The sequence below is a fragment of the Catellatospora coxensis genome, assembly GCF_016862635.1.
GTDB lineage: Bacteria > Actinomycetota > Actinomycetes > Mycobacteriales > Micromonosporaceae > Catellatospora > Catellatospora coxensis.
In genome coordinates, this window is record NZ_BONI01000026.1 from 92,060 (window position 1) to 104,551 (window position 12,492).

At 70.1% G+C, this 12,492-nt stretch carries 9 protein-coding genes; 6 read left to right on the forward strand and 3 right to left on the reverse strand.

Annotated elements, in window-relative coordinates; translation table 11 throughout:
- Window positions 1–139 precede the first annotated feature (139 nt).
- The 5 genes from Cco03nite_RS17065 to Cco03nite_RS17085 all read left to right on the forward strand — a co-directional run bounded on the left by Cco03nite_RS17065 (window position 140) and on the right by Cco03nite_RS17085 (window position 7,679).
- Window positions 140–1,525 (forward strand): S8 family peptidase, encoded by a 1,386-nt coding sequence (locus Cco03nite_RS17065; RefSeq protein ID WP_203693085.1) that lies wholly within the window; start codon window positions 140–142, stop codon window positions 1,523–1,525.
- A complete protein-coding gene (locus tag Cco03nite_RS17070; protein WP_203693086.1) occupies window positions 1,522–2,097 on the forward strand; it encodes an RNA polymerase sigma factor in 576 nt (191 codons plus the stop codon). The genes Cco03nite_RS17065 and Cco03nite_RS17070 overlap by 4 nt, the downstream gene beginning before the upstream one ends.
- Window positions 2,094–2,558, forward strand: coding sequence for a hypothetical protein (locus Cco03nite_RS17075; protein WP_203693087.1), 465 nt, complete (start codon window positions 2,094–2,096; stop codon window positions 2,556–2,558). Before Cco03nite_RS17070 ends, Cco03nite_RS17075 begins: the two co-directional genes overlap by 4 nt.
- Window positions 2,555–5,092 (forward strand): CHAT domain-containing protein, encoded by a 2,538-nt coding sequence (locus tag Cco03nite_RS17080; RefSeq protein ID WP_203693088.1) that lies wholly within the window; start codon window positions 2,555–2,557, stop codon window positions 5,090–5,092. The genes Cco03nite_RS17075 and Cco03nite_RS17080 overlap by 4 nt, the downstream gene beginning before the upstream one ends.
- 238 nt (window positions 5,093–5,330) lie before the next feature.
- Window positions 5,331–7,679 carry an integrin alpha gene (locus Cco03nite_RS17085; RefSeq protein WP_203693089.1) on the forward strand — a complete coding sequence of 783 codons (2,349 nt, stop codon included), beginning with the start codon at window positions 5,331–5,333 and terminating at the stop codon, window positions 7,677–7,679.
- 148 nt (window positions 7,680–7,827) lie between these two features.
- Here the strand turns inward: Cco03nite_RS17085 and Cco03nite_RS17090 are convergent, their stop codons facing one another.
- On the reverse strand, window positions 7,828–8,442 hold the full coding sequence (locus Cco03nite_RS17090; RefSeq protein ID WP_203693090.1) for a hypothetical protein: 615 nt from the start codon (window positions 8,440–8,442) through the stop codon (window positions 7,828–7,830).
- Between the two features lie 99 nt (window positions 8,443–8,541).
- Window positions 8,542–9,423: a fructosamine kinase family protein gene (locus tag Cco03nite_RS17095; protein WP_239167439.1), complete on the reverse strand. Its 882-nt coding sequence runs from the start codon at window positions 9,421–9,423 to the stop codon at window positions 8,542–8,544.
- Between the two features lie 381 nt (window positions 9,424–9,804).
- Between Cco03nite_RS17095 and Cco03nite_RS42880 the strand changes: the two genes are divergently transcribed.
- On the forward strand, window positions 9,805–10,902 hold the full coding sequence (locus Cco03nite_RS42880; RefSeq protein ID WP_275412048.1) for a glycoside hydrolase family 11 protein: 1,098 nt from the start codon (window positions 9,805–9,807) through the stop codon (window positions 10,900–10,902).
- Between the two features lie 49 nt (window positions 10,903–10,951).
- Here Cco03nite_RS42880 and Cco03nite_RS17105 read toward each other — a convergent pair.
- Window positions 10,952–12,492: glycoside hydrolase family 43 protein (locus Cco03nite_RS17105; protein ID WP_203693092.1), on the reverse strand; the 1,541-nt coding region annotated here is incomplete at its 5' end.

Here is a 12,492-nt window from a genome sequence, read left to right on the forward strand (position 1 = left end):
CCACGACAGCGCCCGCGTCATCAACCGTGACGCGGCGCGCACCCGCCGATCATGTTCCGGCGCATAGGATCTGGACGATCGGCGGCAGCCATTGATCTCGATGACGGGCCTCGGGCCCGTCCTGACGAAGGGACCGGTCGTGAAGGACTGGTACGTGCCCCAAGAGCAGCTGCCGCAGCCGACGTTTCCCCACCTCAACCTGTCCGGCGGCGTGGACCTGGACCCGGCCGAGGCGGCCTGGGCCAACACCGACGGCGGCGCGCCCACCGTGTACTCCATCTACCTGCTGTCGGTCAGCGGCGCCCCGCCGCAGCCCGCCGCCGTCACCGAGCTCGAGCAGGCGCTGGCCGGACACGGCTGGTCGCTGTCGGTGTCCAGCGACCGCGTGCTCCGGCTCGGCACGCAGGACGCGGCCAACCCGCCGGACGCGTGGGTCGCGCTGCAGGCGCTCAAGGACCCCGCCACCGCCGGCGGACTCAGCGCCGACGCGGCAGAGCTGGTGAAGCGGCTGTCGCTGCACCGGCTGGCCTTCATCGGCATGCCGGCCAAGGAGGGCCACGCCGGCGCGCAGCGGGCGGCCGTCGCCTCGCCGCTGATCCGGCTCACCCGCCGCCCGGTCGACGCCCTGCCCGGCCGCCGCCGACCCGTGGTCGCGATCCTCGACTCCGGCATCGGCCGCCACGACTGGATGAACGAAGCACTCGACGACCAGCCCGACCCGATCCACCTCGACGCCGCCGACCTCGGCTGGCAGGCCCCCGGGGCCGTGCCCGCCGAACCGGCCGACTTCGACGGCGCCGACCCGCGCACGCACTCCCACGCCGGCCACGGCACCTTCATCGCGGGCCTGATCCGCCAGTGCGCCCCCGACGCGCGACTGCTGTCGATGCACGTCATGCGCGCCGACGGCATCATCGACGAACAGGTCATCCTGTCCGCGCTGGAATGGCTCGTCGACCGGGTCCGCGGCGCCGAAACGGACCCGCAGCGGTTCGTCGACGTCGTATGCCTCGCGTTCGGCTACTACGAGCAGACCACCGAAGACAGCCACCACACCATCCGGCTGCGCCGCCTGCTCGGCGAGCTAGGCGACATGGGCGTACGGGTCGTGGCCTCGGCCGGCAACCACGCCAGCGACGCCCCGGTCTTCCCGGCCGCCCTGACCGCGCTCGCCCAGCCGGGCACGGTGCCGCGCACCGAGCTGATCAGCGTCGGCGCGCTCAACCCCGACCTGTCGCAGGCGGCCTACAGCAACTTCGGCCCCTGGGTAGGTTTCTGGACCGTCGGCACGGCACTGGTCAGCGCGATGCCGCTGTTCGGCCACCAGCGGCTGCACCGCGAACCCGCCGCCAACTACCAGGAAGACAAACTCGCCAGCGGCTTCGCCCGCTGGAGCGGCACCTCGTTCGCGGCCGCGGTGACCGCAGGGATGATCGCCGCCGCGATCACCGACGACGACGACCACCAGATCACGCCCGACGCGGCACACGGGCGCGCCGGCCGCGCACTGGACCCGATGCGATGACCTCCACCGGCACCGAACGCCAAGCCCACCTCGCCGGCCTGCTCGAACGAGCACGGGCCGGCGAGGCCGGCGCCCTGGACGGCATCGTGCGCGAACTGACCCCGCTGCTGTGGCACGTGACCCGCGCCCAGGGCCTCGACACGGCCGACGCCGCCGACGCCGTGCAGACCACCTGGCTGGAACTGCTGCGCGCACTGCACGAGATCCGCTCACCGCACGCGCTCACCGCATGGCTGGTGACCGCCGCCAAACGCGAATCGTGGCGGGTCCAACGCCAGCGCAGGCAGACCGTGCCCGCCGACACCGACGACGACCGGCCCGACCCGCGGCCCGAGGCCGCCGAACACCTCATCGCCGACGAACGCCGTCGGATCCTCTGGAACCACGTACAAGCCCTGCCCGCCCGGTGCCGGGAACTGCTACGCGTCGTGGCGATGGTCGACCGGCCCGACTACAGCCAGGTCGCCGCAGCACTGGGCATGCCGCACGGCAGCATCGGACCCACCCGCGGCCGATGCCTGACGAAACTACGCGACGCCCTGCTCGCCGACCCCCGCTGGAGCAAACCATGAGCGAGTCGCAGCCCCTGGACGCCGCAGACTTCGACCTCCTCGACCAGATCCGCGACCTGCACGAAACCGCCGACCCGATGCCCGCCGACCTCGTCGAACGGTCCCTGTTCGCGCTCGCGTCGCGCCAACTCGCCGCCGAGATCGCCAGGCTGCAGGCCCAGCAGCCGGTCGCGGCCCGCTCCACCGAACACACCCGCACCCTGACCTTCGAAGCCCACAGCCTGACCATCATGATCACCCTCACCGAGACCGGCGGCGGCCGGCTGCGCGTCGACGGCTGGCTCGCCCCGGCCGCACCGCTGCGGATCGAACTGCGCCGCGCCACCGGCTCGCAGACCACCACCGCCGACCAGGCCGGCCGGTTCGCGTTCCCGGAGATCGAACCCGGCCTCGGCCAGCTCCTCGTCTTCCGCGACCATCCCCACGAGCCGTGGATCGTCACCCCAGCCGTCGCACTGTGACCACCCCCGACACCCCGGCCCGACAAGCGGATCCGTCACGGGCCGCTGACGACGCCCCTGCCGCCCAGGCGGTCGCCCTGCACGCCGCAGGGGTGGCCGCCAACGCCGACATGCGCCCAGCCGACGCCGCCGCCGCCCTGCGGCAGGCCCTGTCCGTACTGGACGCCGCCGGCGAACAGGGCAGCGTGCTGCGGGGCCGGATCCTGCTCAGCCTCGCCCTGGCCGAATCGGAGCAGGGACACATCGACACCGGACTCCAGCTGCTCGCCGACGCCGAACAGCTCCTGCCACCGGGCCACCGCGGCACCCTGCACGGCCAGCGGGCCATGCTGCTGCGGCGCACCGGACGCGACGACCAGGCACTGACCTCCTACGGCCACGCACTGGCCGAACTCCGCGAACACGAAGAACCCGAAGAGGTCGCCAGGGTGCTGCTCAACCGGGCCGTGCTGCACATGGCCGCGTCCCGCCCGAGCGCCGCCCGCGCCGACCTGCTGCGCTGCGCCGCCATCGCCGACCGGCACGGCTACCCCCGGCTGGCCGCGAAATCCGTGCACAACCTCGGCTACCTCGACTACCTCGCCGGAGACCTGCCCGCAGCGCTGCGCCGCTACACCGACGCCGCCCACCGGTACGCCGCCATCCTGCCCGGCATGCTCGCCGTACTCTCCCTCGACCGGGCACGGGCCCTGCTCGCCGCCGGACTGCACACCGAAGCCGTCCACGAACTCGCCACCGCCCAGCACCGCCTCGCCGACCAGCGACTCAGCCAGGACCACGCCGAAACCCACCTCGCCCGCGCCGACGCCGCCCTGCTCGCCGGACAGCCACAAGCCGCCATCGGCTGGGCCGAAGCCGCCCGCGACCTGTTCCGCCGGCGAGACAACCCGCGCTGGACCGCCCGTGCCGACCTCGTCGCACTACGCGCCAGATTCGCCGCCGCCGCCGACCCGGCCGCCCTCGCCCCGCAAGCGGCCGCACTACGTGAACGCCTCGCCGCCCTGCCGCTGCCCGAGGACGCCCGCCTCGCCGGGCTGCTCGCCGCCCGCGCCTACGCGGCCGCGGGCGACCCGCGCCGTGCCACCGACCAGCTGGCCACCAGCACACCCCGGCGACAGGACCGCCTCGACACCCGCCTGCTGTGGCACCTGGCCCGTGCTGAAGCCTCGCCCGCCCACGCCGCCACCCGTCATCTCACCGCGGGCCTTTCCGCCCTGCACCGGGCCAGAGAACAACTCGGTGTGCCCGACCTGCGCACCGGCGTCGCGGTCTACGGCCGGGAACTGGCCCACCGCGGCCTGCGCGCGGCCCTGCACACCGGCCGCCCGGCCGACATCTTCCGCTGGGCCGAACGAGCCCGCGCCCAGGCGCTGCTGCTACCACCGGTACGCCCACCCGACGACCCGCAGACCGCGGCCGCACTCGCCGAACTGCGCGGCGTACGCCAGGCCATGCGCGACCGGGAACTCGCCGGCCACACCCTCGGCACCCTGCCCGCCCGCGCGGACGCCCTCCAACGCGCCCTGCGCGAGCACGCCTGGGCCACCGCCGCCGACGGGCACAGCGCAGCCTCGCCCGTGTCGCTGTCCGGCATCCGTACGCTGCTGGGAACCTCCGCCATGGTGTCCTACCTGCCCGGCGAGCCGCTACGTGCCCTGGTCATCACCGCCCGCACCACCCAGGTCGTGGATCTCGCCCCACCCGGCGAGGCGACCGAGGCGCTGCTGCGCCTGCGCGCCGACCTCGACGCCCAGGCCGGACGCCGGCTGCCCCGGCGCCTTGCCACCGCCCTGGCCGCGGCGACCGCCCGCGACGCGGCCGCCCTTGCCGCCGCGGTACTGGACCCGCTGCTGCCGCTGCTCGGTGACGCCGAGGTGATCGTCATCCCCACCGGGGCTTTGATGGCGGTGCCGTGGTCGGTGCTGCCGGGTCTGGTCGGCCGACCGGTGACCGTGGCCCCCTCGGCGACGGTGTGGGCGTCGGCCCGTGCCCGCACCGCCCCCGCCGGACCGGTCACCCTGGTCTGCGGGCCGGGCAACGACCGCGGCGAACCGGAGATCGCCGAGATCGCCGCCCGCTACCCGGGAGCGACCGCGCTCACCGGCAACCGGGCCACCGCCGAGGCGACGCTGGCGGCCGTTGACGGCGCCTCGCTCGTCCACGTCGCCGCCCATGGCCACCACGACACCGACAACCCGCTCTTCTCCCGCCTCGACCTGGCAGACGGCCCGCTGTTCGGCTACGACCTGCAGCGTCTCGTGGCCCCGCCGACCACGGTGGTGCTGTCCTCCTGCGACATCGGCATGCATCATGTCCGACCCGGCGACGAGGCGCTCGGCATGGCTGCCGCGCTGGTGGGCGCGGGCACCCGTACCGTCGTCGCGAGCGTCTGCCGGGTCCCCGACGAGGACGCGATGCCGATCATGGCCGCCTTCCACCGGCTGCTCACCGGCGGATGGGCTCCGGCGAACGCTCTCGCCGCAGCCGTGCCGTCGGGCGTGCGCTCGGGGTTCATCTGCTTCGGGGCCAGCTGACAGGGCTCCGCATGGATCCCCTTTGTCGGCCGCGGCGAGCTGTCTGCCGCCGGCCGCGCCGCTCGGGGCCGCGGCGGCTCCTCTCAGCCATTATCATGCCGGCCATGATCCAGTTGTATCCGTGGTGCCGGTTGCCGCTCACGGTCGAGCAGGGCACTGGCCGGCAACCCTTGGGTGGTACCGACGTGCCGTCCCGTCCAGCCGGGGCACGTCAGGCAGTCGTAGGAAGGATGCGCGGATGAGGCGGGCACTGCTACGACTCGCCGTGATCGTCAGTGTGCTCGTGGCGACAGGTGTGTGCCGGCCGACGTCGTATGCCGCCCCACCGCCTGAGGCTGCCGACCTCGCCCAGATCGGCGCCGTTCAGCAGCACGGATATCCGCTTGAGGTGGGATTCGAAGACCCGTTCGCAGACCTTGATCCGGCGTGGCAGGCCGACTCGTGGGTGACGTCGGCGGTGTCGGGTGGCCAGCTGCACCTGGCCGTGAATGCCGACGCCCCGCTGAGCTATGGGGCGTTGTGGCGGTGGGTGGAGCTGGACGTCGACCAGTATCAGACGGTGCAGATCGCGGTCTCGGGTTCGCCCGGCATGTGGGCGCTGAAAGTCAATGACGGCACTCTGCCGGTTGACATCGAACTGCAGGGTGACATCAGCAAGACCGGGGTGTACTCCTACGACCTGAAGCGATCGACGGGCTGGCAAGGCGTCAAACAATTCCGCCTGAGCATCTTCACCATCGGTCTGGACACGTCGTTGACCGTGGACAGCGTACGCATCGACAGCCGGGCGATCGGGTTCGAAGACACGTTCGCAGACCTTGATCCGGCGTGGCAGGCCGACTCGTGGGTGACGCCGGCGGTGTCGGGTGGGCAGCTGCACCTGACCGTGAATGCCGACGCCCCGCTGAGTTTCGGTTCGTTCTCGCGGTGGATGGAGCTGGACGTCGACAAGTATCCGACGGTGCAGATCGCGGTCTCGGGTTCTACCGGCTTGTGGGCGCTGAAAGTCAATGACGGCACTCTGCCGGTTGACATCGAATTGCAAAGTGACATCAGCAAGACCGGGGTGTACTCCTACGACCTGAAGAAGTTCACCGGTTGGCAGGGCAGTAAGCGATTCCAGCTTAGGATCTTCGCCATCGGGATCGGTCAGCCTGTCGTCATCGACAGCGCGCAGGTCGGACGACAGCTTCCGTTCGTCCCAGGCTGCGAGGCCAACATGCCGGGCGACTTCAACGGCGACGGCGTGCGGGATGTCGTCATCGCGGACTCGGAGGCGACCGTCGACGGGCTTTCGGGTGCCGGTGTGGTGCACGTCGTGGACGGGGCGACCGGTGCGGTGCGCGACCTCCACCAGAATCTGGCGGAGATCCCGTGGGACGCCAACCCGGGCGACAACTTCGGGCACGCGATCGCGGTCTTCGACGCGAACAGCGACGGTTGCGCTGACCTCGCGGTCGGTGTACCGAACGAGGACGTCAACGGCATCCCCGACTCCGGCCAGGTCGACCTGATCTTCGGTGCGCCGGGCGGTCTCGGATCCGGACCGCAAACGGACACCTATATGCAGGGAAGCGGCGGCCTGCCAGATTCCCCAGAGCCGACTGACCGGTTCGGTTACTCGCTGGCGTCCGGTGTCACCGACACCGAAGAGCCGTATCTGATCGTCGGCGCCCCCGGCGACAACGTCATCGACGGCAGCGATCACAGCGGTTCGATCATGTACCTGCGCAGTGGGGTGAAGGAGCGGTTCAGCCAGTTGTCGATCGGGCTGACCGCTGAACCCGATGATCGGACCGGTTTCGCGGTCGCGGCGAGCCCTCGGCATTTCGCGTTCTCCGCGCCCGGGGAGAACGTCAACGGGCGCCACCAGTTCTCCGGGATGATCTGCGGTTTCCGGCACAACAGCGGCCCGGTCGCGCCGACATCCATCGGGTGCGTGCACCAGGACAACCTCGCGGAGGCTGGTGACGAGTTCGGCAAGTCGTTGGCGATGGTGTCGTACTGGCCGTCAACCGACTCGTTGCTCGCCGTTGGGTCCCCTGGCAAGGATGTCGACGGCGTCGTGGACGCGGGGCAGGTCGTCCAGCTTCGGCTGACCGATACCGCGATCACCGAGCCGATCGTGGTATCGCAGTCGACGACCGGTGTCGCGGGCGAGGCCGCGCCGGGTGACCGGTTCGGGGAGAAGGTGCTGCTGGTCAACACCACTCCGACTGCGGCGCCGTCGGTGCAAACCCTGCTGATCGCGGTGGGTGCACCAGGTGAGGACACCAGCGGCCCGGGCGTCGACACGGGCAACATCCACGTGTTCGCCGCGGGCACGGCCACCCCGGAGTCCGACACGCTGATCGAACGGGCGGCCGGCAAGCTACCCGGCTCACCGGCACCGCGGGAGCTGCTCGGGTTGAGCATGGGCGCATCACCGAGCGAACTGTTCGTGGCCAGCCCGTACGTGAATCGTGGGGTGTGGGCGTTCCGCTGGTCTGATCTCGTCGCGGGCACGGCGACACCAGCACGCAGCTGGGTCCCCGGCACCGGGAGTGTTCCGGCCGGCGCGGTCGCGTTCGGCGCGCAAGTCGGGTGACGGCGATGTCTGAACGACAAGAATCTCATGGGAAGAACACGTCGAATACTGCGACGAACAGCAACACGGCCAGGTCCCGGCACCGGTGGGCTCGTCTGGGCGTACTGAGCGCATTCTCGGTCCTTGTCCTAGGGCACCGGCCATCGCTTCACCCGCCTTCCACCCACCACCACCCATCACCGACCTGGCGGAGCGGCCGGCCCTGGCCGCCCGGTGCGGTCTCGATCCAGGTGTCCTGGTCGGGTGTGGTGGTGAGGTGGACGAGCCCGCCGCCGGCCTCACCCCGCCAGTTCTGCCACATGGGCAGGTAGAGCGCTGCCGCTTCGGTTTGCCTGTGCGCGTGTCCGTCGATGGACAGGTATCGGAGCCTCCATGGCAGCTCCGGGTTGGCGGGCAGGGTGCCGAGCCGGTGTTCGGCCGCCAATCGGCCGAGTTCGGCCTGATGTATCCAGAGCTGGCTTCTCAGATAGATCATCAACCAGTCGGCGTTCCCTATCGCGACGCCGGCTGCCGCCGCGATCACGGCGGCAGCGGCGGCATGCGCCCGGCGACGGCGTCCCAAGAGCGCCACGACCGCGATGATCGATGCGGTCACGGCCCACAACCAGCACGCGGCGATGAGCAACCACCCGAACATCGACACCACGGCGAAGACGGGGAGCTCGAAGTAGTAGGCGCCGGCCAGGGCCAACCAGCCGGTCAGCGCCGCCCCGATCGGTGCTGCGCGCCGCCGGGATGCTGTTTCGTGCGAGAGACTGGACACCGCGTTATCGTGCCGTCCATCCGGCGTGCGAACGGCCCTCAAGTCGAGATGATCACAAGGTCTTCACGAATGGGGCACGCGCGTCCGCCGGTCCCGCGCTCAGCTTCGAGTCCGGAACGGGGCCACGGTGGTCCGGATCTGGCCGGCCGCACCCCAGTCGTCGTCGAACTGGGCCAGCACGGCGAGATGCTGCCGGAGCTGGATGATCGGCATGCGGTCGCGCCAGCCGGCATCGAGCGAGGTCAACTCCGCATAGGTGGTGAAGAACCGGTGCGCCTCGGGTGGCGGTGCGGTCGACCATACATGGGCGAGATCGACTTCAGCCCACATGTAGGACACCGCCGGATCGATGAGTGCGGGCCGCCCATCCGAGGTCGCCATGATGTTCTGCATCCACAGGTCGCCGTGCGTCAGGCAGGCGGGGCGGTCCGGCAGCAGGTCGGGCAGCCGGTGACAGAGCCGTTCGAGGGCCGCCCGGTCTGCATGGTCGAGAGCGGCCTCTACGCGGCGCTCCCCGAGCCACCGGAGCAGCCGGTGCTGTGCGAAGAAGGCGAAACCGTCATCGTGCCATCCGTTGACCTGACGGCGGCGACCCAGCCAGTTGTCGCGGTGCCACCCGAAACGGTGATGGACCGTGCTCGTATGCAGGTGGGCGAGGACGTGCGCGAGCTGCTCCCAGAAGGTCTCGCTGCGCGGCCGGGGATGCAGCACCGACAGCACGAGCAGCTCCCGGTCCGCCAGGATCACCTCGGGTGTCGCCACGCCGGTGTCACGCAGGGCGGCCAGCCCTTCGGCCTCCGCGGCGAAGACGTCGTCGGCCGGCGGCTCGGCGAAGGTCTTGACGAATACCGGCGGTGCTTCCCGGCGGGTTGCTATGCCCGCGAGCGCCGCGAGCCCACCGGTGGTCGGCTCCACCGTGACGATGCCGGGCACCCGGCTGCGTAGCAGGTCTTCAAGCACTGATGGCGCCGAACGCGTCACGACACACTCCTCTGGCACATGTCCCCTCCCCGTACGCAATGGACCTCGGGCATGGGTTCCGAAACTTTCGGTCGACAGGCCGAGATTCATTGCCTGCCACTTGTCGGCCACGGTCTTGATCAGCTCGCTCCGTTGTGGACCGGCTCCTGCTGTCGGTCGCCAAAAGCGCTGCCCTTCCGGTCATTATCGCCGAGGTCGAGCCAAGTTGGCGCTCCGAAAACTTCCGGAAGTCGTTGACAGTCCCGACAGGACGGTCCGATACTGCGTGCATCCATGGATGTCAACGTCCGGCGGATGCCTGCCCCGCGACCCGCGACAGCATCGAGTCGGCGTTCCGCGGCCTTGCCCGAAGGCCGTCCTCCCAGAAAAGGATGCACTCGCGTGAAAGATCACCCATCCCAGGCACAGCCCCGCAGGCGCAACCTGGTGAAGCCGCTCATCGGCACCCTGTGCGCCGTCGCGCTGGTCGCCGCTTCGGTGGCGCTGTCCGGCACCGCCCACGCCGAGGCCGACCGGACCATCACGTCGAACTCCACCGGCTACCACAACGGCTTCTTCTACTCGTACTGGAAGGACAACGGCAACGTCACCATGAACCTGGGCGCGGCCGGCCAGTACAGCGTCCAGTGGAGCAACATGAACAACACCGTCGTCGGCAAGGGCTGGAATCCCGGCTCCAGCCACTCGGTGAACTACTCCGGCAGCTTCAGCCCCAACGGCAACGGCTACCTGGCGCTGTACGGGTGGACCACCAACCCGCTCATCGAGTACTACGTCGTCGAGGACTTCGGCAGCTACAACCCGAGCACGGGCACGACCCGGCTGGGTTCGGTCACCACCGACGGCGCCACCTACGACATCTACCGCACCCAGCGCGTCAACCAGCCGTCGATCATCGGCACCGCGACGTTCTACCAGTACTGGAGCGTGCGCCAGCAGCACCGCACCAGCGGCACCATCACGACCGCCAACCACTTCAACGCGTGGTCGCGGCTCGGCCTGACGCTGGGCACCCACAACTACCAGATCATGGCGACCGAGGGCTACCAGAGCAGCGGAAGCGCCAACATCACCGTCAGCGAGGCCGGTAACCCGCCGGCCAGCCCGAGCGCGCCGGCCAGCGCGAGCCCGCGGCCGAGCCCGTCGACCCCGCCGGGTGGGGGCAGTGGGGGCTGCCGCGTGACCAATGCGCTCAACCCGTGGAACAACGGCCTGACCGACAACATCACCATCACCAACACCGGGTCCACCGCCGTCAACGGCTGGTCGCTGCGCTTCACCCTCGCCTCCGGCCAGACCATCACCTCCGGCTGGAGCGCCACCTACTCGCCGAGCAGCGGCCAGGTGACCGCTACCAACGTCAACTACAACGCCGCCATCCCAGCGGGCGGATCCACCACCATCGGGTTCCAGGCGACCCATACCGGCAACAGCTCCGCGCCCACGGGGTTCTCCCTCAACGGCACCACCTGCAGCTGAATCCAGTGACCGGAGCCCGGACGCCCACTGGCGTCCGGGCTCCGGCCGGTCACGGTGTGGTGAGGTCGAACTTGCGCACGGTCACCGAGCCGCCGAGCGCCTGGGTGGCGTAGTTGAACATCGCGTACCGGTAGCCCATGAAGAACTGCCAGGCGTTGTTGAGCGTGAACGCGGAGCCCAGCGCCGTGAAGTTGGCGCCGTCGGTGCTGTAGGAGAAGCGGGCCTGGCGGCCGCTGCCCGGGCGGATGTCGGCGTTGACGCGCAGCCAGATCCGGCCGCCAGACACCGCGGCGGAGGCGTTCTCGGTGCCGGTGCCGGTGGTGTTCCAGCTGCTGTCCATGGTCAGGCCGTTGGTCATGACGACCCGTGTCGAGCCGTTGTCGCGTTTGACGCCGATCCATGCCGATGAGTCGCGCAGCATCGCCAGACCGGCCCGGTCGCCGTCGCGCATGGTCGAGTAGTCCAACTCGATGGTGGCGGTCGAGGTCGGTCCCTGGATGCGGTGGGTCAGGGTGTTGCGGGCGTTGTAGAGGTCGTTGGTGACGGTCGCAGTCTGCAGCCGCAGGCCGCTGCCGACCGACCAGCGGCTGTTGTCGGGGTTGTGGTTCCACTCGTACTGCGGTCCCAGCGTCGCCGCGGTGAAGGTGTCGCTGCCGATCATCGGTTTGACCTGGCGCGGCGGGGCGGGCAGGTTCGGCTTGGGGTAGGAGCCGCCCCAGGCGTTGTTGACGAGCTGGATCTGCGGCCAGCCGTCGGCGGTCCAGGTGACCGGCGCCAGGACCGGGATGCGCCCGCCGGGGTAGGAGTCGACGAAGGCCATGTAGTACCAGGCGCCGTTCTGGGTCTGCACCAGGCCGCCCTGGTGGGGCACGCCGCCGCCGGAGACCGGGCCGGGCAGGTTGAGCAGCAGCTGCTGCATCGTGTACGGGCCCCACGGGCTGGACGACTTGAGGATGTACTGCCCGTTGGCGGGCCGGGTGAGGAAGATGTAGTAGCTGCCGTTGCGCTTGTAGAAGCGGGCGCCCTCCAGGGTGCCGACGCTGGACGGGGTGCTGAACACCTGCTGCGTGCGAACCTGGCTGAGGCCGTCGGCCGACAGCTGGGCGACGCTGATGTTGCTGTTGCCGTAGGCGACGTACATGGTGTCGTTGTCGTCGACGAGCAGGCCGGCGTCGTAGTAGCAGTTGTTGATCGTGGATCGTTTGGACCACGTGCCGTCGACCGCCGTGGCGGTGTAGACGTAGGTCTTGTTGAACTCCATGCAGCCCATCCAGTAGAAGGTGCTGTTGGAGGGCCGGTAGTTGAGGGTCGAGGCCCAGATCCCCTTGACGTAGGCGCGGCCGTTACCGTTGAGGTTGTAGGCGCTGGAGTGGTCCAGGGCCGGCACCGAATGCCCCGCGAACTCCCAGTTGACCAGGTCGTAGGAGCGCAGGATCGGCGCGCCGGGGGAGTAGTGCATGGTGGAGGCGGAATAGTAGTAGGCGTCGCCGACGCGGATGATGTCGATGTCGGCGAAGTCCTGCCACAGCACCGGATTGGCGTAGCTGCCGCCATTGGGTGGTGGCGACGACGACGCGCTCGGCGTCGGGT